We start from the raw sequence: 23,862 nt of genomic DNA, 5'->3' as shown, positions 1-23,862 counted from the left end.
AATACCAATAAATTATTATTTATTGGTATTAATAAGTCTAAATATATCCTTTATTTCTAGTAAGAAATATATTTTAAATTATATAACCTTATTGCTTTTTATATTCACCTGCTAACTATTCATCATTAAATATTATTATTAACGTTTTAGGAATGTCTATATGAGTAAGAAAAAATCACCTATTCCTGGAGTGAAACCCTATAATGGACCCGCAGGAGGATGGGGGGCATTAAAAGCAACAGCTATCGCGGTACGCACTCAAATGGATGCTTTTATTGCACCTAAAACATTGCTTAATACTAATCAGCCTGATGGTTTTGATTGCCCCGGCTGTGCATGGCCAGACAAAGAGCATCATTCTACTTTCCAATTTTGTGAAAATGGAGCTAAAGCGGTCACATGGGAAGCAACAAAAAAAAGAGTCACACCTGAATTTTTAGCACAACATACCGTAACAGAATTGCTGACAAAGTCAGACTTCGAATTAGAAGGCTACGGTCGTTTAACCCATCCTCTCGCTTATGATGCAGATACTGACACTCTTCGTCCTGTGACTTGGGAGCAAGCATTTACTCGTATTGGTGAGCTATTAAGAAATATGCCATCACCTGATAGTGTTGAATTCTACACCTCAGGTAGAGCTTCCAACGAAGCCGCGTATCTATTCCAACTGTTTGCGCGAGAATATGGCACCAATAATTTTCCTGATTGCTCAAATATGTGTCATGAACCGACTAGTGTAGGCTTACCTCAATCGATTGGCATAGGTAAAGGCACAGTTTCTTTAGATGACTTTGATAACACTCAACTCATTATTGCCATTGGACATAACCCTGGAACTAATCACCCAAGAATGATGGGAACACTGCATGAAGTAGCTCGTCGTGGTGTACCTATTGTTGTATTTAATCCATTGAAAGAACGTGCTTTAGAGCGATTTACCGACCCTCAAAGTGTTATTGAGATGGCGACTTATAGCTCAACCAATATCGCCTCATCTTATTATCAAGTCAAAGCCGGTGGTGATGCTGCGGCGTTAAAAGGCATTATGAAAACCTTAATTGAGTGGGATAATGAGCGTGGAGATATTCTCGACCACGATTTTATTGCTGAGCATACACTAGGTTTTGAAGCCGTAGTTGAAGATCTTAAACAAACTTCTTGGCAAGATATTGAAAGTGAAAGTGGCCTTTCGCAAGCAGATATTGAGGGTGTCGCACTCCTTTATGCCAATTCTCCGGCCACCATTATTACCTATGGTATGGGGATCACCCAACATAACAAAGGTACAGCGAATGTGCGTCTGATTGCTGATTTGTTATTAATGAAAGGGAATATTGGTAAGCCGGGTGCTGGCATATGTCCATTACGTGGGCACTCTAATGTGCAAGGTAACCGAACTGTTGGGATCACAGAAAAACCATCTGTCGAATTTTTACAAAAAATAGAACAAACTTTTGGTTTTAAACCACCTTATAAACATGGTCACGATGCAGTTAACGCAATGCAAGCAATGGTTGATGGCAAAGCAAAAGCGTTAATTTGTTTAGGGGGTAATTTTGCCGTGGCATTACCCGACCCTCAACAGTCATTTGCTGCAATGAGAAAGCTTGATTTAAGTGTACACATCGGCACTAAATTAAATCGCTCACATTTATTAACGGCAAAAAATACCTTTATATTACCTTGCTTGGGGAGAACAGAATTAGATGTACAAGCATTAGGTCGTCAATCCATCACGGTCGAAGACTCAATGTCAATGGTGCATGCCTCTTCTGGTAAATTAACACCCGCTTCACCATTATTAAAATCAGAGCCTGTCATTGTTGCAAAAATGGCTGCTGCAACACTGACAGATAGCAAAACCCCATGGCTAAGATTTACGGAAAGTTATGATCTTATTCGCGATATGATTGAAAAAACCATTCCCGGATTTGATAATTACAACCAACGAATTCGTGTTCCCGGGGGTTTCCGTATGCCACTCCCTGCCGTTGAGAGAGTTTGGGATACCCCCACAGGTAAAGCCATGTTCTCGGTATTTAAAGGTGTGAAAGAGAATAAAATGGTCATGGGTGATGATGTTCTTCGTTTAGTCACTATTCGTAGTCATGACCAATATAATACGACCATTTATGCACTTGATGATCGCTATCGTGGCATCTTTGGTAGACGCGATATACTGTTTATGAATAATGTCGATATGATAGCAAGAGGCTTAAACGAAGGTGATAAAGTCACCATTGAAACGGTCAGCGAAAATAGAAAACTACAGCTTGATAATATAACTGTTGTTTCATTTAGCATTGCCCCTGGCACAGTGGCCGCTTATTACCCAGAAGCCAATGTCCTTGTACCATTAGATTATATTGATAAAGAGAGTGGAACCCCCTCTTATAAAGCAATACCTGTCAGAATTTATGATAAAAAAACACAAGTCGCTTAATCATAATTCATACGCAAAACAAAAAACAAAGGCGAGCTATTTATTAATACTCGCCTTTTTATCTCTATCCATCTATAGACCTGTACTTTCTAAGTAAGTACGCATTTGTGCAAAGCATTTTTCAATTAATATAGAGCGCGGCTCTTCTTTGCGGATCACAATCCCCAATGGGGCATTAATGGTTGCATCAACAATAGGTACAACATTGAGATCTTGGCTGAGATTTTCCATACCTTTAGCAATAGGGACAATCGAAGCGCAAAACCCTGCATTAACTGATTGTATAAGATGTAATGTAGAACTACTTTCGACCAACACCTTGGGGTGTAAGTTATAACGCTGAAAAGCTAAATCCACGGATTGCCTAAAGTGATTCTCTTTATTTAATAAAGCCAATGGTTGTTTAACCGCTTCATGCCACGAGATAGTTCTTGTTGAAGGCATAAAGTGATTGCGATGAAATAAAAGCCCTAACTCCGTTTGTTTTAATGCATAAATTTCATGCTGTTGAGTATTCGCTTTTTCCAAATAGCAGATACCAATATCAAGACTATTACTATTAAGTCGATCTATAATATTTTCACTATTCGTTGAGAGCACTTGAAAACTTATCTCAGGGAATAGTGCCGATATTTTCTGCAACATCAGCATAGGATTTAAATTGGTTAAAGGCACAATACCTATACGCAGTTGCCCAAATAGTTGCTGTCGAAAGTTAGCGGCTTCTGCTTGTAATCCATCGTAAGCAGATTGCATAGTTTTCGCCCATTTTAATATTTTCTCGCCTTCTTCGGTAAATCCCTCAAAGCGAGAGCTACGCTTGATAAGAACCACATCAAGCTCTTTTTCTAAATTACGTAATCGCATTGATAAGGTAGGTTGCGTAACATGGCACATCTCGGCAGCTTGACCAAAATGTTGCGTTTTATCCAAAGCGATTAAATAAAATAACTGTTTAATATCGATACGCAATAACCTCGTCATTTGCAGGTGAAGGGAATAGTTATCTGTTTTTATATTGCACTATTAACAACACTAAAGTTTGCGCTGTCTATAATTATTTTTCAATAATAAACGAAGAGAAAAGAAATAATCGCCTTATCGATTAGCCATAAAATAAAAAAACTCACCCTAATATTTCAACTAAGGTGAGTTTATTTTTACTAAAATATTAATGTATTAATTAAAGATAAGCTTATTCTTTGATTTGAAAAACTGATACTTTATCGGTCAGATTTTGTGCTTTTTCATCTAACATCATGGTTGAGGTGGCTCCTTGTTCTACTAAAGCCGCATTTTGCTGAACGACAGAATCCATTTGATTTATCGCGACGGCTATTTGTTCAATTCCCACTTTTTGCTCTTCCGATGCAATGCTAATTCCCTGCATAATATCGCTTACTTTGGTAATTGAGGTGACAATTTCTTGTATATGCTCACCGGTTTTATTAACCAGTTCACGACCATGTGCGACATCCGCCACAGAAGCTCGAATAATCTGATTAATTTCACGAGCGGCTTCCGCACTTCTGGCTGCTAAATTGCGAACCTCTGTTGCAACAACTGTAAAACCCCGCCCTTGCTCCCCTGCACGAGCGGCTTCCACTGCCGCATTCAACGCAAGAATATTGGTTTGACTGGCAATATTGTTTACCACGTCATTGATTTCAGCGACTTTTAACGTACCGACTTCAATTTTTTTCATCGAAGTAATGGCATCATTCATAATGCTAGCGCCATCGATAGCCAAATCACGCGTTTGTGCTGTGATAGAGTTTGCTAATACGGCATTATTGGTATTATTCACTACCGCAATTTTTATCTCTTCCATGCTGGCTGCGGTTTGTTGCAATGCACTCGCTTGCTCTTCTGTACGAGAAGAGAGATCTTGATTACCCGCTGCGATTTCTGCTGAACCGCTTTTGATCACTAATGCTTCTTCTTTCACCAAACCAATAGTCGATGTCAGTGCATTTTGCATATCACCGACATGAGAAAATAGTGTACCAAACTCATCTTTTCTATTTTTGGGTAACGAGAAGTTTAAATTCCCTTCTCCCACTTTTTGCAAAATGGCAGAGAGTGTATTGAGGTTAAAGAGAAAGGTTTTATTAACCCAACGGATCACTAAATAAAGCAGTCCAATCAGTATCACTAAAGCAATACATGTAGTGTAAATAAAGAGTTGAAACATCCATTTTTGTTCGTCTTCAATTTGATCATTAACATTTTGAGTTATCACTAAGTATTCATCAAACAACTCAGCAAGTTTTGAAAAATCTTTCGATAAATCAATATTTTCATAAGCTAGCGTATCAATAGGCGCAATAATAGTATCGACGAGTTTGATAAATAGTGCCGATAATTGTTCTGAGTTTCTTTGTGCGTCAGCACTGATTTTGCTTTCCCTTTCCCAAGCGTTAATTGTCTCTTTTGATTTAGCCGCTAATGTTTTAGCTTCAGAAACTAATCGAGCTTTGGTTTCTTGCATATCTAAATTTTCATGACCAATATTGACTAAAAAGTTAACATGAGAGCGTATGGTTGCTAGTTCATATCTTGCCTCTTGTACATTATTTAATCTCGTGGTTAACGAGTTTAATGAAGCAAAATTATCCTGCATTTGATAAATAAAAAACGATGATAAAGCTGATGTCACTAAGAAAATAGCTAATAGTATAATAGAGCCTACTTTCGCTGTTCTTTCAATACTCATGAAATAATCCACCCCGGTAATTAAATAACATAAATGTATTCATATATCGGCAGTGGATAGATTTTATTTACTCATTAATCAGAATTATCGACACAAATGTTTTACACACACCACCCTCAGTGATAAAAGATGATGTTTTATACTATTATCGTAGTTTATTCTTGTTCATTGATTAACTCTTGTTTCTGCTCTGGCTCTTTTTCAAGATCGTCAATATTAAAGACTGCGACATTATCCATCAGCACTTGTGCTTTATCGTTTAACATCATGGTAGAAGAGGCGGCGAGATCGACCAAAGAGGCATTTTGTTGTACTACCGTATCCATTTGATTAATTGCTACTGCAATTTGTTCGACACCAAGACGTTGCTCTTCCGACGCTAAACTAATCCCTTGCATGATCTTGTTTACTTTTGAAATGGAAGAGACAATCTCTTGCATGCACTCACCGCTTTTATTAACTAAATTTGTACCATAGGTAACATCATTGATAGATGCTTTAAGAACTTGGCTAATCTCTTTTGCTGCTTCAGCACTTTTTGCGGCTAAGTTCCGTACCTCAGCGGCCACAACGGTGAACCCACGCCCTTGCTCGCCAGCTCTTGCTGCTTCTACGGCAGCATTTAAGGCCAAAATATTAGTTTGATTGGCTAATTTATTAATAACATCATTAATTTCCCCAACTTTCACTGCACCTTGTTCTATTTTCTTCATCGATAATACAGCTTCTTTCATGACATTAGCGCCATCCATAACAATGTCAGTAGATTGATTAATAATATTATTTGCTTCAATTGTATTATCGGTATTGTTAGCAACGGCTATTTTGATCTGCTCCATACTGGCAGCGGTTTGTTGTAACGCACTGGATTGTTCTTCTGTACGAGATGAAAGCTCTTGATTACCAGAAGCAATTTTAAATGCGCCCCCTTTTATATCCATAGCCTCTTTTTTGACAGAAAAGATTGTCGAGGTTAATGCTTTTTGCATATCACTGACACGAGAAAAAAGTTTACCAAACTCATCATTTTTTACTTGTGGTACAGAAAAAACCAAGTCAGCATTACCTACTTTATTTAATATCTCAGACAATGTATTAAGATTAGAAACAAAGGTTTTATTGATCCAATGAAGCACAAAGTACAAAACAATTAATAAAATAATTAATGAGATAATTGTTGAGTAGATAGAAAACTCAACCATTGAATCTTGTTTATGAGTAAGGTAGAGACTATTTTTATTTCTAGTCTGAATATATTTTTCAAATAATTGATCAAGATGTTCAAAATCTTGATCAAATTGATTAGCTTTTATCTTTATTGTCGCTAATTTATTAGGATCTAAAACTAATTTATCTATCAGATTATAAAATAACGTCGAAATATCATCAGCATTTTTTTGTGCTGCAACAGTCATTTTCTTCTCTTTCACCCATGTTTCCATGGTGTTTTTAGCCATGATAGCTAGCTTTTTATTTTGCTGAATAATTTTGTTACGATCTGCGACACGACTATCTTTGTCTTGTAATAGATAATTGACATTAGAACGCATAATAGCCAGTTGATAACGAGCCATCAACACATCGTCATAACGTGCAGATAAGACATCAACTTGAGTAAAATTGTTTTGCATTTTATAAATAAAAAATGAAGATAAGGCAGACGATAGAATAAAAATCAATAACAGTAAAGAAGAGCCTAATTTTACGGTTCGTTTAATACTCATGATAAAAATACCTATATGCGCATATCGATAAGATTTATTTTTTATCGACACAATGATATTTTTATTTAATTATTAGAGATAACACTAGGTCATTGATTTTTATTTTAAATAAATTTTTATATCATAAACAAAATAAGTTATTTTTAATAACTGCTATAATTATTGGTATATTATAAAATAAAACAAACCAATTCTTTTAAAACATAATCCGCTATCAATTAGTGCATTCTTCTTTATGCTCAATATCAATTTTCATTTTATATGACTAATATCATCAACGATTAAAAATAAAAACCTTATTTTTTCAATAAGATACTGATGATACTATCTCATTTTGAGAACAATGATATAATAGGCGCTTTACCTCATAAACTCTGATGATTTACGGAGCTCAATATTTATGCAACCACAATTTGAAAACGCAAAAAACACCGTAAAAACATTATCAGTGTTTGATTTTGATGGTACTTTAACCTATCACGATAGCTTTATCCCTTTTCTAAAGTTTGCCTTTGGGCGTCGTAAATTTGCTCGTCGTATTATCAAAATGGTATTCCCCACATTACGTTGTTTTAGACGTAAACTGACTCGTGATGAATTAAAAGAAGTGCTGATTAAAACTTTTTTAACCGATATCAAAGAAGAATGGCTCAAAGAAAAAGCCGAAGCCTTTTGTAAAGCTTACTGGACTAAGTTAATGCGTCCTGCAGGTTTATTAGCCGTTGCTGAAGAGATTAACCGTCATGCTGAAGTGACCATTTGTTCAGCTTCTCCAGCTATGGTGTTGCAACCTTTTGCGGATCGACTTGGTATAAAGTTAATAGGAACAACACTTGAAGTGGTTGATGGTGTGCTGACAGGAAAAATCATTGGCAATAACTGCCGTTGTGGCGAAAAAATCAAACGATTAGAGCGTGTCTATGGCGATCTTACTCAATACCACTTAAGAGCGTGGGGCGATTCACGTGGTGATCATGAATTACTCTATGCTGCACAAGATCCACATTGGCGCTATTTCCACACAGGAAGTAATAAGTCAAAAAAATCACCTATTAAAATAACGCTTAAAAAAGACTCATAAGTGATTATATAAAAATAAAGCGGGAAACGTATTTTCCCGCTTTATCCATAAACTAACTATTTATCTAGCCATCTTGGCGCTTTTATTAGCGAAAGATTAAATATTGACGCCATGTTGTGCGGCTAGTGCGCCTAAACCACCCGCAAAACCTTGGCCTACTGCTTTAAATTTCCAATCTGAACCATGACGATAGAGTTCACCAAAGATCATCGCCGTCTCCGTAGAGGCATCTTCAGAAAGATCAAAACGTGCAATTTCAGTGTTATTGTCGTTATTATAAACGCGCATAAAACTGTTGCTCACCATACCAAAGTTTTGTTTGCGGTTTTCAGCATCGTAAATAGTGACAGCAAAAACCAGTTTTTTCACTTCAGCAGGAACTTTGGATAAAGTGATTTTGACTTGTTCATCATCACCTTCGCCTTCTCCAGTACGATTATCGCCTTGGTGTTCAACACTACCACATTGGCTCACTTTATTATTAAAGAAGATAAAACTTGCATCTGAAAGCACTTTTCCATCTTCACCGACCATGAATACTGACGCATCTAAATCAAATTCAGCGCCATCTGTCACGCGGGCATCCCATCCTAAACCAACCATAGCCACCGTCATGGTTGGTGCTTCTTTAGTTAGCGAAACATTACCACCTTTAACAAGGGAAACAGCCATATCAAAGCTCCTACTGTGTTGAATAAACTGACAATTAGGAATAACTGCCAGTAATTTGTGATTTCATAACATACGATTAAGAGGCGTTAATACCATATTGCGCACATACTGAGCCTAAGCCCCCTGCATATCCTTGGCCTACAGCACGGAATTTCCACTCACCGTTATGACGATATAACTCACCAAATAACATCGCCGTTTCCGTTGATGCATCTTCCGTTAAATCATAACGAGCAACTTCAATTTGGTTGTCATCATTAACTAAACGAATAAACGCACCAGATACCTGACCAAAGCTTTGACGACGCGCTTGCGCTTCATGGATAGTCACTACAAAGATAATTTTTTCGACATCACTGGGGATGGTATCTAGTTTGATTTTTAGTGCTTCATCATCACCATCACCTTCACCTGTTCGGTTATCACCAGTGTGAACAACAGAGCCGTCGGCAGATCTTAAGTTGTTATAAAAAATGAAATCGGCATCGCTACGTACTTTTCCATTAGCGGCTAACAGAAATGCAGATGCATCTAAGTCAAAATCTTGACCATCTGTAGAACGGGCATCCCAACCAAGTCCGACTAGGACGTTTTTCATCGTTGGGGCTGCTTTGCTTAAAGAAACATTACCACCTTTAGAAAGAGAAACGCTCATCTTCAACCTCTTCAATTTATGTTGCGATATTCTAATTTCCCAAGAATATCGGTTATCATTATTTACCTTATTTATTCTTTTTTTCTGGGAATACAAAACTTGCCAGAATACCCAGAGCAAGAACACCAAGCACTACGAATAGGCTGGTTGTCGCGGAAATGCTATATCCATGCTGCCAAATATGATCTGTTGCATTAAGCCCCAGCTTTACAGCAATAAAGAACAGCAATGCAATAACCGCTTTTTCAAGGTGAATCAGATACTGTTTTAATGCCTCTAACACAAAGTAGAGAGTACGTAAGCCCAAAATAGCGAACATCATTGCACTATAAACAATCAGTGGCTCACGACTAACGGCAATGATTGCAGGCACCGAATCGAAAGCAAACATCACATCAGAAAGCTCTACCACCGCCACACACAACATAAGCGGTGTCGCATATAACGCAGCTTTTGTACCTCGCCCGATAGTTATGTCTTTGTTTTCCGGTTTTGCTAACTCTACATCAACCTCTTTTTGTGTTAATAAGAAGGCATGTCCAGTAATTTTTGGCCATATAGGGAAAAATCGTTTTACTAAGCGATAAGCAAGATGCTGTGAATAGTCTTCAATTTCTTCACTATCATTCCCACTTCTCAGCATCATTACGGCTGTCCAAGCAACAATCAGAGCAAAGACTATCTCAACGTAAGGCCCTAAACTTAATAAGCCGGTACCAATAGCAACAAAGATCGCACGGAATACAATGGCACCAATGATCCCCCAATACAGAATGCGGTGACGGAAACGATCAGGAACCGCAAACCAAGAGAAAATCGCCATCATGACAAATAGGTTATCGACAGACAGTACTTTCTCTAATGCATAACCCGTCACGAATAAGCTTGCAACTTCTGCACCATGGTGGACGTATAAAAAACCCGCGAATGCCATGGCAACGACTACCCAGAATATTGACCAAAAAACAGCATTCTTTAACGTTATCGGCTTATCTGCACGATGCATAAATAAATCGATAAAAATAGCGCCTATCGCAAGTACAACAAAAACAATGACAGTTTCTGTCGGAAAACCAATATGTGTGGATACCATAATTATTCCTAAACGGTTCCCTATATAAAATTAATTACAAATCAAACTCTGCGGGCTCAAAGCCTAATGCAACGGCAATAGCACGCACCGCCTCTTTTTCGTCATTGTCAAAATCACCATCACTTTTCGCAACAGCAATACCGACACGGATCGCTAATTGTGCAGCTTCTGGCTGATCTTTCATTGCCAGAATATACTTCATCGTTTCACCTTTACCGACTTCAGTATCAAATTCAAAACTGCTAATTAGCTTATTAAAGAATTCGATCACCTCGGAGGTATCAAAGACTTTAAGCTCTTCTGATGCTTTTAAAAAACCGAGCATCTTCTGCTTTTCTTCAGAACTCACACCATCGCTGGCAATAGCGATACGAGCACAAACTGCGACCGTACCTTGCATAAATTTTTTGTTTTTAAAACGACTGACTTGCTTAGTTAACTCCGCTCGCCCGGAATTAAAACCTTCTTTTAATTTATTGAAAAAACTCATTTTTATTCTCCTTATTTCGTGTATTCACTTAGATCCAGCAGTCCAGCGAAATCCCCATCCGTAGGCATTATCCATATCGCGATGGCCTTTAAAAAATTCATTGAGACGTTCAACTTTGATTGATCCGTTTTCATTAACAAGTCGTGCGATGGCACACATAGCTCGACCATTATTACCATCCGTTAAACGTGTTTCGATAGGTGGTTGCTCGGGAACATGAATAGTGACCACACCATCTGTTTTACTCCAGTTAGGAACCCCTTCATAAATAAAAGTAAAAATAAGCACTTGCTTGATATTTTTCCATTCACGTCCATTGATAAAAATCCACTCGCCACCCGCTACATCACCAGTGCGATCATCACCTTGTAACTCAACATAAGGCATGCGATTAAAATCACCGAATCCATTTCCTAAGGCTTGGATCACTGACTTATAACCATCTTGTAGTTCAACAAAGGCGCCAATATCTAAATCAATACCTTTGTTACCACCAAATAATCCACCTAATAACCCGGAACCACCGCTTTTACTTTCTCGATGCCAATCGAGGTTAATGCGGATTTTGCCGAAATCATCCTTTTTAGTTAAGCTAATTGCCGGTTTCTCTTTAGTTAGCGAAACCTTGCTTAAGTTCACTGAGCTCGGTGCTGGTGCTGGTGCTGGTGCTGGTTCAGGATCAGCAATATCAACACCAAAATATTCCGCCAATGGTTTTAATCCACCGTTAAATCCTTGTGCAATAAACCGAAATTTCCAGCTTCCATTGCGACGGTATAGCTCACCTAAAATTAATGCCGCTTCAGTGCGTCCATCGATATCAACATGGCCGTTCGCAACGACATTATTGTTAGCATCAACTTGAATAGACAAATGTTGTAGATGAGCAATGGTTTGTTGCCCCTCACAAGTAGCTGTAAAAGCAATTCTATCGACATCAGGACGTAAGCGAGTTAAGTCAACCGTAAACGACGTGCTATTACCTGCTGTTGCATAAATAATAGTACGATCATCATTAGTGGTTTGACCATAAAACACCATATCAGCATCACCGTTCACTTTTCCTGAGGCATAAAGCCTAAATGCAGATACATCAACAAGTGAGCCTGAGTGAATACGCACCATTAACGTTTGATCAGGTACGGATATATTTCCGCCAGGTGTTAGGGTCATTTATCGCACCACCGTCGCCAAAATATCTGGCATCATCTCGTCAATGACAAGCCCTTTACAAGGTGAGCCAAAAGCCGTGAAATCCCATTGTCCTTGATTACGTTGTAAAGCGGCAATCACGATCCCTGTATGAGCGCCTTGTTCCGTTAATTTGTAATGAGCAAGCTCTTTATTGGTTGTTTTATCGACAACTCGACAAAACGCATTTTCAACTTCATTAAAAGTCTGCCCACGGAAACTATTGACAGTGAAAACCAAATATTCAACCAATGAAGGAAGACGATTTAAATCAACAAAAATAGTTTCATCATCACCATCACCCTCTCCTGTTAAGTTATCTCCTGAGTGAATAACGGACTGACAAGTTGATTTTAGTTTACGAAACCAAATAGTATCGATTTGTTTACCATTTACATCGAGTAATACACAACTTGCATCTAAATCTATCGAATTATTACCACCAAAGAGTCCACCGAGAAATCCCTTTTTCTTAATAGGATCCCAGCCTAAACCAAACATTAGGTGACTCAGTGCAGGGGCTTGTTTACTGAGAGAGACTGTCTGATCCTTGCGTAATGAAACCATAATTAACTCCCTTAAAAGGTAGAATGAAACAACAATATCACTTACATATAAATACAAATTATAAATCATCATATCATGATGAAGTAGTTCGGCAAGTCTATTTTTATCAACTTACTTCAAGATATTGTAAACATATTGAAATAAAAGAAATTTTTATAGATAAACACAATTAAAACTTAAGTTAAAAACAAAAAATACCGCATTAACCTAATTATTTTAAATTAAAGTAAAATAGATCACATTATGATTGACATGATTAAATAGAAACTTCATGATGAGGAAACAGGTTTTAGCTTAAACATTCACAGTATGTGACGTTATGTTCAACACGGCTTAGCTTATACCCAGATAAATGCACTTAAAAAACTAATTAGTACGGATAATAAAGAATAATGAATAGTTTGATTGGCTCTTCTGTTTATCGTCGCCAACTCACTTGTGGCACATTAAGCGTAACGCCAAATTGCTCATTAGAACATCTTGATGAACTTTTTGATATTGCGGAAAGACGCAACCCTAAGCGCGCTTTTTTGTTTGTCAGTAAAGTATTAGGGCGCCATATTCCTGTTTCACCGAAGAAAATGCGTGAAACTTATCAACAAATGGCCAAACAATTTCCTCAATCACTCGAAGGCCCTATTCTTTTTATTGGTATGGCAGAAACTGCGGTCGGTTTAGGTGCGGGAATTTTTGATGAAGTAAGAGATCGCTATCCTCAAGCCCTCTACCTTACTTCAACACGCCATCCTATTGCTGATAGTGAATTATTCTGTAAATTTAAAGAAAATCACAGTCATGCAACTGATCACCTACTTTATTTGCCTCATAACCTAGAACAACGCCAATGGATCCAGCAAGCGAAAACCATTGTGTTAATTGATGATGAAGCAACCACAGGTAATACCTTTCTTAACTTGCTGTCTGCATTACGTGAAGAAGGCAAGTTAACACAAATTAAGCAGATTATTGCTGTCACATTAACCGATTGGAGTGGTGATGCTCTGCAAAAGCGTTCACCATTACCCATAACAACCTTCTCTTTAGTGCAGGGAAAATGGCAATGGCAAGCCAATCCCGATGCACCATTACCAGTTATGCCAAATGTCAATATTACTGCCTCAGGACAGGTTGCTATCACAGGAAAACAAAGCTGGGGACGCTTAGGTATGACAACCCCTGCTAATGATCTTGGCCTATTTATTCATGTTTCTGAGGGTGAAAAAATATTGGTTTTAGGCTCTGGTGAATTTGTCTGGGAACCCTTTTTATTAGCAGAACGCTTAGAAAAACAAGGGGCTATTGTAAAATATAGCTCGACAACTCGCTCACCTATTGCCACTAATTTTGCTATCCAATCAGCGATAACTTTTACTGACAATTACGGATTAGGCATTCCTAACTTTGTCTATAACGTGGCTCATCAGCAATTTGATCGCATTCTGCTTTGTTGTGAAACCCCAGCCGAAAGTATTGATAGTCAACTTATTGAGGCTCTCTATAAAGTTGCCCCTATTGTTGAAGTAATTAGCTATGACTAACCCTGTTATTTTAGCCGATCTTGACGATACCTTATTTCAAACTCGTCGCAAAATGGTGGATGAATTAGCGCTTGCACCCTATAAAACTGGTGCGTTGGATAGAAGTTTAGCGCCACGTAGCTTTATGACTCAAGAGCAAGCTATGCTGGTTGATTGGATGCTAGAACATGCTGATTTAATTCCAGTCACAGCACGTGGAACGGAAGAAATGAGCCGTGTCACTATTCCTTTTCATTCATGGGCTATTACCACACACGGTGCTGTTGTCTTAACCCCAGAAAGAGTCGCAGATGAACAATGGCAACACCATATCACACAAAGCTTAACACCTTATAAGCAACCTTTACTTAGGTTACAGCAATCTATTACCCAATTAATGGCTGAACGTAATATTGATGGTTGGGCGAGAATTAACTATGAATATGATGATTTACCCATTTATTTAGTGATGAAGCATAACGATAGCGCTCGATTAGATGAGCTATATGCTATCGGTGATGAGATAGAAAAAATATTCTCAACCAAAGGTTTTTATATTCATCGTAACAGTAACAATATTGCTTGGTTACCTGAGCCAATTGAAAAAGGTAAAGCCGTCACTTATTTGCTTAATAAATTAAAAGCAGAACGTGGCGTTTTTCCTGTAATTGGTTTCGGCGATAGCCTAAGTGATCATCGCTTTATGAAATTATGCAATTGGTATGCTATCCCCCGCCAAAGCCAATTCGCGAATGCGATCAACACAAAAATTTTTGGAGAATAAACATGATGGATCATCAACCTTTTTCAGGCTCTTATCTACTGGGTGATGTTGATTTTTTACTGCAACCCGTCAAGATTGAAATGACACCTGTTGAGTTAAAAGAAGAACTTATACAGTCTGGTAAACGTCACTATTCTGATATGTTAAGCCAAGAGCCAGAACCCACAACCTGGCATCTTGAACTGTTTGAAAAAGCACTGGCTGCTGGCGCAACACGTTTAGCAACACAAGTAATTATGCTAGCAAAATCACTTATTGCGCATTTTGGTGACACCCCTATTATTCTGACAAGTCTTGTGCGTGCGGGTGTTCCACTTGGCGTGATGTTACAACAGACCTTGCGCAAAATGGGAAAAACGTCTTATCACTATGGTATTAGCATTATTCGTGATAGAGGTATTGATAACGAAGCGCTTTCATGGATTGAGCAACGCCATGGGACAGAAGGTATTGTATTTGTTGATGGGTGGACAGGAAAAGGCGCTATCACAAATGAGTTAATTCGTTCATTGGCGGGACGTGAAGGTTTTTCTGCACAACCCCATCTTGTCGTCCTTGCTGATCCTTGTGGTTGCGCTTGGTTAAGTGCCAGTGATGAAGATTGGCTAATCCCTTTTGGGATTATGGGAGCGCCCGTTTCAGGATTAATTTCACGTTCAATTTGGACAGAGCAAGGCTTCCATGGTTTTGTCGATTGCCAACATTTAAAACAATATGAATGTAGTCGCTATCTTGTTGATAAAGTCGGAAAAATAGTTGACGCCTTAATAGATAACGATATTCCACTCGCCACATTTAAACATCAACCGTCAGACTTAAAAAAACTGAGCGAAAATGTCGTTAGTTTACTTGCCAACAAATATGACATTTCAAATATCAATCGTATAAAACCCGGTATTGCTGAAGCAACTCGCGCCGTTTTACGCCGTGTACCTGAGCATATTCTGGTAAAAGAAATTGCAGATCCTGATGTTGTATTACTGATTTATCTTGCTAAACAAAAAAATATTACTGTAACCGAGGCAGGTAAAGCATTAGGACAATATCGTGCCGTTACTATCATTAAAAAGGTGCAATAATGATTGAACGATTATCCCCTTGGAATTTAGGGGCAACGCTGTATATGCCCGCAACACGAACCGATATCGCCGCAACAATTATTGATCAAAAAATTGATGGATTACGTTCATTAATTATTTGTTTAGAAGATGCCGTCAGTGATACTGATATTCCACAAGCATTACAAAATCTAGCAACATTATTAACCACATTATCAGACTATAAAAAGCATCATGATTGTACTGAATGGCCGTTGCTATTTATACGCCCCCGCCATACAGAAATGGCGCAATGGCTGGTTGAGCATGTAGATTTAACCGTGATTGACGGCTTAGTATTACCTAAATTTACCCAAGCTTCATTACCCCTTTGGTGGCGTATCATCAAACCCACCCATTTATGTATGATGCCAACATTGGAAACAGAAGAAGTGTTCGACGTTCTTCAAATGACCTCACTGGCAGACTTGCTACTAGTTCACCCTTGCCATAAGAGAATTATTGCCTTACGTATCGGTGGAAATGATTTAATGAATGTTATTTCTCTTAGACGTAATCGCCATTTAACACTCTATGATGGACCTATGGGATATGTGATAAAAATGTTGGTTGCTGTATTTGGTGCTCGTCAGTTTGCGCTTACCGCTCCTGTTTGTGAGCATATTGATGATCAACAAATTATGGATAGAGAATTAGCCCTCGATATTGCCAATGGTTTAGTGGGTAAAACCGCTATTCATCCCAAGCAGATAGACAAAATAGAACAGGCATTAATGGTATCTCAGTCTGATCATTCCGATGCGTTGCGCATCTTAAATTCAACACAAGCCGTATTTAAATCTCATGGTGCCATGTGTGAACCGGCAACACATCGCCGTTGGGCATTGAGTATTTTAACTAGAGCAAAACTGTATGGCATTATTCCCAATTCAAAAAATAGTGTTCAACGATTTAATACACCATAAGTTTAAATATTCGTTTTTATATTTACTATAAGCATTTTTTTATTTATTAATATTTTAAACTTAGTCTCTAGTTGAAGAATAATATCTTTAACTAGAACTTCTATTTATAAAACTTTAACATATTATTTAACAATATTTTTATTTCGGTTGTTATTTTATAAAATCTTTAATATTTGACATTATTTCAGATATACTTGTAGAAAAATAATACAGACACAATAAAAGCTGGGTCTAATTTCTTAACACACAATTGACAGATACGTGGTAACCAAACATGCAATTGAGCTCTCGCCAAATCAGAGTTTTTAAGCTGGCTATACTTTTAAGTACAGGGAAAAAAGTCCCCACGATTAAGATTATTTCTGCTCTTGAATGCTCGGAGCCAACGCTCACCCGTGTTTTAAAAGAAATAAGAGAGTCTTATAGTGCTGAAATTAAGTACAGTAAATCATCCAGATCGTATCAAATGACTGAACGAGGTCAGCTTGATAATAAAACATTACGTCGTATGCGAGAGGCATTATCTTCGAATGAAGAACTACAACATAGTGGCACAACGAGTCGTGTTTATTTAGATAAAGATAAGAAAAAATCAGTATCACTATCTTTAAAAATGTCAGCACTACGGAAAATAGATAAACTTTCGTTTTTAAGAAGTACAACCCGAAGTCAGACGGTTGAGTTTCTTGTTGATAATTATGTAGAACATTTAATTCAAGTTGCTCTCCAAGATAAAAAATAAATAGGGTAATTATATGAAATAACTTGGTATTTAATATCGAGTTATTTCATTGATATTTTTCAATAACCCTGTACGGATAATTGTCATTCCCCCTAATGGTAAAATAATGTTTATACGTTATTTATTTTATTCATTTAATGTGATTGATTAAATCCGTTATGTTTCACATTTTCTAATCTGAATTGTATAACCACTTTTAAATCTTTAGCCGGTTTACCTGATTCGTATCGCCAATGCTTCATCGCCAGTGAAACAGAGGGAGCAAATATCGCTGCAATAGGATCATCTGATATCCTAATATTTTGTACATTACCATTTTTATCCACATCAAACCTAACCTCTACATCGCCTTCAATATTAGCGGTTTTAGCGCCTGTAGGATAATAAGGAAATTGTCGTGATACTATTTTCGGTTTTTCGACAGAAACTACAGTAGCTTCTTTTTGCATATCCAAAGGTATCGTTTTTATTGCATGAGCAACAAACCCACTTAATAAAAGAATACCGCCAAATACCCCCAAAAGAATAAATTTTATTTTCATAATTGTTATCAGAGTAATTTTTAAGACATTAATAATTCTAATGATAATTTGCTAACTTAAAAAGAGTATAGCGATTTTAAAAAAATACTCTATATATTAAAATTCAAGATTACGAATAAAACGATAATCCGCAGACGACTTCTTAAGTCGATAGAGACTAGCAGGACGTCCCTTCTCAGCACGTTTTTCTCCGGTATCAATTAATAAGTCGGCTTGTTCAATCCGTCGTCTAAAAGATTTTTTCTGGATCTCTTTACCTATCAATATCTCATGCACATGCTGTAATTCAGGCAAAGTAAACACTTCAGGTAACGCAAATCCCGGCACAATAGAATAAAGCGATTTTTGCTTTAATCGCTCTCTCGCTTGCGCAATCAGTTCATTATGATCAAATGCCAGATTTTTCTGTGCTACTTCATCAATAGGTAACCACATCACATGATCCACACTATCAATATGCGCTTTACATGCTTGGTGAGCAATCAACGCCGTGTAACATACAGTAACAGACCAACCTCTTACATCGCGCTGATTATTTCCCACTGAGCAGAGTTGTTCAATATACGGCGGGATCACTCCTGTTTTCTCTTTTAATTTTCTAAGCACAGTATCTTCTAGGCAGTTATCTTGTGTTTCATCAACAAAGCCACCAGGTAATCCCCATTTTCCTTTTTCAGGATGATTAGCTCTTTCCACCAAGAGCACTTTTAACTGCCCTTCATGGTAAGTGAATAGTACTGAATCAACAGTAATAAGCGGCGATAGAAAATCACGGCGATTGTAATTTGCTAAAAAATTTTGTTCGTTCATGGTCTGCACTTTGTAAAAAGATAATGAGTTTATTTTAATGTTAAACACATGAAAATCAAATTTTGTCATAAAGACACTAAATGACTTGACACCAATAGTGTCCATAAGACAATATATAGTTAATGTCATAAAGACACTAACTGGAGAAGACTATGTTTAACTTAAATTATTTCAAAGCAGACTCATCAACATTTATTATTAAATCGGTCAACGGGAAAGTGCGCCAACAAGGTAAAGGCTTAAGTTTTTGGTATAATTCGGCGACAACATCTATTGCAGCACTGCCGTTAAATGCACAAGAAGCCCCTTTTATCTTTAACTTCCAAACTGCTGATTTTCAGGCACTACGTATTCAAGGACAAATTTCATTCCAAGTCACATCACCTGAAAAAGCTGCTGAAGTCCTCAACTTTAATTTAAGTAAGAATGGCAAATCTTACGCCAGTGAAGATCCCCTAAAGCTCAACGATCGCGTGGTGCGTATTGCTCAAACCCTGATCCAAGCCAAGATCCAAAGCACCCCTTTACGAGAAGCACTACAACTTAGCCAATCCTTGGTTACTTTAGTGATGAAACAACTTACTGAACACCCTTCATTGGAGGCCTTAGGTATTACTATTTTAGATGTTTCTATTGCGGCCATCTCCCCCTCTCCCGAAACGCTTAAAGCATTAGAAGCTGAGGCGCGGGAATCCTTACTCAAAGAGGCTGATGATGCAATTTATGCACGTCGTAAATTCTCAGTAGAGCAAGAGCGCACCATTAAAGAAGCTGAATTAGAAACAGACTTATCTATACAGCGTAAACGACAAGAAATTGAAGAAGCTCGTTTAGAAAATGAACGTACCCTATTACGTGAACAAGCCGAAATAGAAAAAGAGCGTCTTGAAGCCAAAGTCAATGCCGAAGCAAAACGTAAAGAATTAGTCGCGTTAAGTGCGGAAAATCAACGCATACAATCTGATGCTGATGCTTATGCTATTGAAGCAACTATGCGAGCTTACCGTGAGTTGCCCGTTGAAAATCTCAAAGCAATGGCTCTAGCAAAAATGGACTCACAACAATTAATGGCAATGGCATTTGAAACTTTAGCGCTTAATTCAGGAAAAATTGGTGAATTAAATATTACTCCTGATTTATTTAGCCAATTTATGAAAAAAAGAGGATAACCTATGAAAAATAATACCGATTTTCGTTTCATATTAGTGATGCGAAAAAGTCGCTTACAAGAATTAATTGAGCGTTTTAACACTTGGTCACAAGCCAAATTCTATTTAGAACATAACCATGTTGAGGTAACAGATTATCTTAATGAACATAATCTCTATCAAAAACAACTCACAGAAGCTGAGCTTATTTTAAAATCATTTGGGCGTTTTCAGCTCTTGGAAAGAGGATTATTGCCTAGTTATCAATTTTCCTCTCATGATATTGTAGTGGTAATAGGTCAAGATGGCCTCGTCGCTAATACTCTGAAATATCTTAATCAACAACCCGTTATTGCTATCAATCCAGATCCTTCAAGATGGGATGGTAAGCTCTTGCCCTTTGAAATAGGGCAATTGAAAGAGATTATAATTAATACAATAAATCACAAAATGCCTTTTAATTCGGTCACTTTTGCACAAGCAAAAACCAATGATGGTCAATCACTGTTAGCGGTTAATGACTTATTTATTGGCCCTAAAAGCCACACTTCCGCACGTTATATCTTACAATGGGGAGACTCTCAAGAAGTGCAATCCTCATCAGGCATTATTGTATCAACGGGACTTGGCTCTACAGGGTGGTTTCAATCTATTCTTGCTGGAGCCATGGCCATCACCGGAAAAGCATCACACCCTCTTTTACAAGGGTTTAGCTGGAGTGATAAAAAATTACAATTTAGTGTAAGAGAGCCATTTCCTAGTAGAACAACAGGCACCGCTTTAACTTTTGGCACGATTGAGCCGGACTCTCCATTGCAATTAGGATCTTTAATGCCCGAAAATGGTGTTATTTTCTCAGACGGCATTGAAGAGGATTATTTACATTTTAATGCTGGCTGTATTGTGCAAATCAATATCGCAGATAGACAAGGGCAACTCATCGCCCCTAAGGGGCGTCAGCCTATTTAATGATGATTATTTAGCACTGTTTCTAGCCCTGAAATCATCACATCGAGCACAAAAAGGAATGCAGCTTCACCATTATCACTATCCATAATATCAATAGCTTGTGTTAATAATGGTGGGTAATTTATCTCTGTTTTTGGCACTTTTTCTCGCTCTTTTTGGCTCTCTTGATGTTCTTGGGTTTCAAGCACTGAACCAAGTGTAAAATGCGCGATGGAACTTAATGCATAAACAGCTTGCGTTAACGTAAAGCCAGCATCGCACAAAAATTGCAATTGTTGCTCTGATGTCTCAAATTGATTGGCTGATGGTCGTGTGCCTGCATGGATCTTTCCACCATCACGATACATTAATAGCGCCTGACGAAAACTTTTTGCGTTATTACGCAAAAAATCCTGCCAACTTTCATTCGCTAATGGCAAAACATGATGATGATGCTTTTGTAAAATAGTCTCAGCTAAAGCATCTAATAACGCACGTTTATTCTTTACATGCCAATAAAGTGTCGGTTGCTCTACCCCTAATTTTTGCGCCAACTTACGTGTTGTTAACCCTTCCATACCGACTTCATTTAATAAAATCAATGCGTTATCAATAACCTGTTCTTTATCTAATTTTGCCATTTGCGTCCTCATAATAAAATATTCTTGACAATCTATCACTGATAGAGATATTTTTCACCTCTCTATCAGTGATAGATTTTTAGGATACTTATGAATAAATCAATTATTATCATACTGCTTGTCACAGTATTAGATGCCATTGGTATTGGCCTTATCATGCCAGTACTACCAACACTATTAAACGAGTTTGTGAGCGAAAACAGACTCGCCAATCATTACGGTATATTATTAGCACTCTATGCGACGATGCAGGTGATCTTCGCACCTATTTTAGGAAAATTATCAGATAAATATGGCAGAAAACCTATTTTATTATTTTCGCTATTGGGTGCGGCATTAGATTACCTATTAATGGCTTGCTCTACCTCATTATGGATGCTCTACATTGGACGCATTATTGCGGGTATAACAGGAGCCACTGGTGCTGTATGCGCATCAGCAATGACTGATGTTACTCATCCTCATGAAAGAACACGTTATTTCGGTTTTTTGGGTGGTGCATTTGGTGTGGGTTTAATTATTGGCCCCATGTTAGGGGGATTACTGGGTGAGATCAGCGCCCATACGCCATTTATCTTTGCGGCTATTTCTCATTCGTTATTATTTATATTTTCATTACTTTGTTTCCAAGAAACTCAAACCACAAAAATATCGACTGAAATATCCGTATTAAATCAGGATACAGCACCTCACTCTGCCACAGGTTTTATTAAAAAGAGTCTCTGTTTTTGGCTTATTGCCTATTTTATTATTCAACTAATAGGGCAAATTCCGGCCACCATTTGGGTGCTATTCACACAAGTGCGTTTCGCTTGGCACACTACTGAAGTAGGTTTATCTCTTGCATTTCTTGGTGTATTACATATTTTTTTCAAGCGGTTCTCGCAGGAAAACTGGCGCAAAAATGGGGAGAACGCAACACGGTTATCATTAGCATGTCTATTGATGCATTTGGTTGCTTATTATTAGCCTGGATAAGCCATGTTTGGGTTATGCTCCCCGCTTTAATCTGTTTAGCTGCGGGAGGAATGGGACAACCTGCTTTACAAGGATATTTATCAAAATCTGTTGATCATCATGTTCAAGGACAATTACAAGGAACGTTAGTAAGTCTAACGAATATAACTGGGATTGTCGGCCCGTTACTCTTCTCTTTTATTTATAGTTACAGCGTTGAATATTGGGATGGCTTATTGTGGTTTATTGGTGCAATGCTTTACAGTGGGTTACTTGTAGCCAGTTATTTTAAACAGAAATCACCAATATTAAAAAAATTTCCCTCATAACATACTTGTCATTAAACAGGTTGAAGATCAAGACTGGCTTCCTTGCAGACTTGATCTTCATTTATCGTGATAAACGTTCCTTGCCTCCACGTCGCGCAGTCTCGATACTCATCTTGAGCAACCCAATTTACGCTACTTGCAATCCATACCAATCAATAGCGCTATTGGATATCACTTAATTCCCTATGATGCGAAACCACACAAATATCATAAAATACAAATATAACGCTCAACTTATTGATTATTGGTAATTAATCATTGGTCACTTAGTTTTTCTTCCGTGAAAATAGCTCATTTCCTTTTTTCCTTAGCCAAATTTCGACAAGTTGATAACCGGCGATCCCCAGGGCAGAGCCGATCCCCATAACCGCAATAGGATGAATACCCGGCCATAAAATCAACAGAGCACCTGCCACAACAGAAACCGCTGATCCTAGGATGATCCTGCCAATAAATAGTCGTAATGTGATAACTTCATTAGCAACTAGCATCTTCCCTAATGCAATAAAAGCGCCAACAACTACCAATGATACTAGTGTGTGATCATATTCATCCATGAATATACCTCGCATTCGCTTACAGTATTTAGCCGTAAAAAGAACCCTCACCTCCTAGTATCAATCAGATAATCTGTATGGAATATGCAAGATCCTTTTGCTCAAGGATAAATACAACGTCCTTTTGTACTATCCTTGCCCACTTCCTTGTTAATTTGTAATAGGTTATCCATTACCTATTTTTCTCCACATATTAGTCATTACAACAAATTAAATAATATTTAAATTC

22 protein-coding genes and 1 pseudogene are annotated in these 23,862 nt (G+C 37.7%); 10 read left to right on the top strand and 13 right to left on the bottom strand.

Features of this window, described 5'->3' with window-relative positions; all coding sequences use genetic code 11:
- Nucleotides 1-160 precede the first annotated feature (160 nt).
- Entirely contained in the window at nucleotides 161-2,446 is a 2,286-nt protein-coding gene (locus ACYUCW_RS07380) for an FdhF/YdeP family oxidoreductase (RefSeq protein WP_460408324.1), read from the top strand.
- A gap of 72 nt (nucleotides 2,447-2,518) precedes the next feature.
- Here ACYUCW_RS07380 and ACYUCW_RS07375 read toward each other — a convergent pair whose 3' ends face one another.
- The 3 genes from ACYUCW_RS07375 to ACYUCW_RS07365 form a co-directional block, all read right to left on the bottom strand.
- Nucleotides 2,519-3,430: a LysR family transcriptional regulator gene (locus ACYUCW_RS07375; RefSeq protein WP_107337103.1), complete on the bottom strand. Its 912-nt coding sequence runs from the start codon at nucleotides 3,428-3,430 to the stop codon at nucleotides 2,519-2,521.
- A 211-nt stretch (nucleotides 3,431-3,641) separates the two neighbouring features.
- The gene (locus tag ACYUCW_RS07370) at nucleotides 3,642-5,162 is read right to left on the bottom strand and encodes a methyl-accepting chemotaxis protein (RefSeq protein WP_036907414.1); all 1,521 of its coding nucleotides are present in this window, start codon (nucleotides 5,160-5,162) and stop codon (nucleotides 3,642-3,644) included.
- Nucleotides 5,163-5,317: 155 nt separating this feature from the next.
- A complete protein-coding gene (locus tag ACYUCW_RS07365) occupies nucleotides 5,318-6,886 on the bottom strand; it encodes a methyl-accepting chemotaxis protein (protein WP_004245601.1) in 1,569 nt (522 codons plus the stop codon).
- A 400-nt stretch (nucleotides 6,887-7,286) separates the two neighbouring features.
- Between ACYUCW_RS07365 and ACYUCW_RS07360 the strand changes: the two genes are divergently transcribed.
- The gene (locus tag ACYUCW_RS07360) at nucleotides 7,287-7,967 is read left to right on the top strand and encodes an HAD family hydrolase (protein ID WP_004245602.1); all 681 of its coding nucleotides are present in this window, start codon (nucleotides 7,287-7,289) and stop codon (nucleotides 7,965-7,967) included.
- 96 nt (nucleotides 7,968-8,063) lie between these two features.
- Here the strand turns inward: ACYUCW_RS07360 and ACYUCW_RS07355 are convergent, their stop codons facing one another.
- The 6 genes from ACYUCW_RS07355 to ACYUCW_RS07330 all read right to left on the bottom strand — a co-directional run bounded on the left by ACYUCW_RS07355 (nucleotide 8,064) and on the right by ACYUCW_RS07330 (nucleotide 12,635).
- The gene (locus ACYUCW_RS07355) at nucleotides 8,064-8,639 is read right to left on the bottom strand and encodes a TerD family protein (RefSeq protein WP_004245603.1); all 576 of its coding nucleotides are present in this window, start codon (nucleotides 8,637-8,639) and stop codon (nucleotides 8,064-8,066) included.
- Between the two features lie 76 nt (nucleotides 8,640-8,715).
- Nucleotides 8,716-9,294, bottom strand: coding sequence for a tellurium resistance membrane protein TerD (gene terD / locus ACYUCW_RS07350; protein ID WP_004249446.1), 579 nt, complete (start codon nucleotides 9,292-9,294; stop codon nucleotides 8,716-8,718).
- Between the two features lie 67 nt (nucleotides 9,295-9,361).
- A complete protein-coding gene (locus ACYUCW_RS07345) occupies nucleotides 9,362-10,387 on the bottom strand; it encodes a TerC/Alx family metal homeostasis membrane protein (RefSeq protein ID WP_004245605.1) in 1,026 nt (341 codons plus the stop codon).
- Nucleotides 10,388-10,421: 34 nt separating this feature from the next.
- The gene (locus tag ACYUCW_RS07340) at nucleotides 10,422-10,877 is read right to left on the bottom strand and encodes a tellurite resistance TerB family protein (protein WP_004245607.1); all 456 of its coding nucleotides are present in this window, start codon (nucleotides 10,875-10,877) and stop codon (nucleotides 10,422-10,424) included.
- A 24-nt stretch (nucleotides 10,878-10,901) separates the two neighbouring features.
- Nucleotides 10,902-12,050 (bottom strand): TerD family protein, encoded by a 1,149-nt coding sequence (locus ACYUCW_RS07335; RefSeq protein ID WP_049209804.1) that lies wholly within the window; start codon nucleotides 12,048-12,050, stop codon nucleotides 10,902-10,904.
- Nucleotides 12,051-12,635 (bottom strand): tellurium resistance-associated protein TerZ, encoded by a 585-nt coding sequence (locus ACYUCW_RS07330; RefSeq protein ID WP_004250201.1) that lies wholly within the window; start codon nucleotides 12,633-12,635, stop codon nucleotides 12,051-12,053.
- Between the two features lie 392 nt (nucleotides 12,636-13,027).
- Here ACYUCW_RS07330 and ACYUCW_RS07325 point away from each other — a divergent pair, with 392 nt between their 5' ends.
- From ACYUCW_RS07325 to ACYUCW_RS07305, 5 genes are all read left to right on the top strand, one after another.
- On the top strand, nucleotides 13,028-14,173 hold the full coding sequence (locus tag ACYUCW_RS07325; protein ID WP_049199390.1) for a phosphoribosyltransferase domain-containing protein: 1,146 nt from the start codon (nucleotides 13,028-13,030) through the stop codon (nucleotides 14,171-14,173).
- Entirely contained in the window at nucleotides 14,166-14,936 is a 771-nt protein-coding gene (locus ACYUCW_RS07320; protein ID WP_071233894.1) for an HAD family hydrolase, read from the top strand. Before ACYUCW_RS07325 ends, ACYUCW_RS07320 begins: the two co-directional genes overlap by 8 nt.
- 2 nt (nucleotides 14,937-14,938) lie before the next feature.
- Nucleotides 14,939-16,015 carry a cysteine protease StiP family protein gene (locus ACYUCW_RS07315; RefSeq protein ID WP_163748266.1) on the top strand — a complete coding sequence of 359 codons (1,077 nt, stop codon included), beginning with the start codon at nucleotides 14,939-14,941 and terminating at the stop codon, nucleotides 16,013-16,015.
- Complete coding sequence (locus tag ACYUCW_RS07310) at nucleotides 16,015-16,959, top strand: HpcH/HpaI aldolase/citrate lyase family protein (RefSeq protein ID WP_004249440.1); 945 nt, start codon at nucleotides 16,015-16,017, stop codon at nucleotides 16,957-16,959. Before ACYUCW_RS07315 ends, ACYUCW_RS07310 begins: the two co-directional genes overlap by 1 nt.
- Nucleotides 16,960-17,233: 274 nt before the next feature.
- Nucleotides 17,234-17,701 carry a hypothetical protein gene (locus tag ACYUCW_RS07305; protein WP_004245615.1) on the top strand — a complete coding sequence of 156 codons (468 nt, stop codon included), beginning with the start codon at nucleotides 17,234-17,236 and terminating at the stop codon, nucleotides 17,699-17,701.
- 134 nt (nucleotides 17,702-17,835) lie between these two features.
- Here the strand turns inward: ACYUCW_RS07305 and ACYUCW_RS07300 are convergent, their stop codons facing one another.
- Together ACYUCW_RS07300 and ACYUCW_RS07295 are read right to left on the bottom strand one after the other, a co-directional pair.
- Nucleotides 17,836-18,243 carry a TonB family protein gene (locus tag ACYUCW_RS07300; RefSeq protein WP_004249439.1) on the bottom strand — a complete coding sequence of 136 codons (408 nt, stop codon included), beginning with the start codon at nucleotides 18,241-18,243 and terminating at the stop codon, nucleotides 17,836-17,838.
- A 96-nt stretch (nucleotides 18,244-18,339) separates the two neighbouring features.
- Entirely contained in the window at nucleotides 18,340-19,053 is a 714-nt protein-coding gene (locus ACYUCW_RS07295) for an NUDIX hydrolase (protein WP_012368340.1), read from the bottom strand.
- Nucleotides 19,054-19,205: 152 nt separating this feature from the next.
- On the opposite strand from ACYUCW_RS07295, the gene ACYUCW_RS07290 reads away from it, so the two are divergent.
- Both ACYUCW_RS07290 and ACYUCW_RS07285 read left to right on the top strand, forming a co-directional pair.
- Nucleotides 19,206-20,222 carry an SPFH domain-containing protein gene (locus ACYUCW_RS07290; RefSeq protein ID WP_004245618.1) on the top strand — a complete coding sequence of 339 codons (1,017 nt, stop codon included), beginning with the start codon at nucleotides 19,206-19,208 and terminating at the stop codon, nucleotides 20,220-20,222.
- A gap of 3 nt (nucleotides 20,223-20,225) precedes the next feature.
- Entirely contained in the window at nucleotides 20,226-21,170 is a 945-nt protein-coding gene (locus tag ACYUCW_RS07285; protein WP_004245619.1) for a diacylglycerol kinase catalytic domain-containing protein, read from the top strand.
- Here ACYUCW_RS07285 and tetR(J) read toward each other — a convergent pair.
- Nucleotides 21,167-21,790, bottom strand: a complete 624-nt coding sequence (gene tetR(J) / locus ACYUCW_RS07280; protein ID WP_004249435.1) for a tetracycline resistance transcriptional repressor TetR(J) — start codon at nucleotides 21,788-21,790, stop codon at nucleotides 21,167-21,169. The genes ACYUCW_RS07285 and tetR(J) overlap by 4 nt on opposite strands.
- 90 nt (nucleotides 21,791-21,880) lie before the next feature.
- Between tetR(J) and tet(J) the strand changes: the two are divergent.
- Nucleotides 21,881-23,076, top strand: a pseudogene (tet(J), locus tag ACYUCW_RS07275) (tetracycline efflux MFS transporter Tet(J)).
- A 266-nt stretch (nucleotides 23,077-23,342) separates the two neighbouring features.
- Here the strand turns inward: tet(J) and ACYUCW_RS07270 are convergent.
- Entirely contained in the window at nucleotides 23,343-23,633 is a 291-nt protein-coding gene (locus ACYUCW_RS07270) for a phage holin family protein (protein WP_004249433.1), read from the bottom strand.
- Nucleotides 23,634-23,862: the final 229 nt, after the last annotated feature.

Source organism: Proteus sp. MB838 (assembly GCF_054767435.1).
Note: the sequence above shows the minus strand (reverse complement) of the source record. Positions and strands in the feature narration are given on the sequence as shown.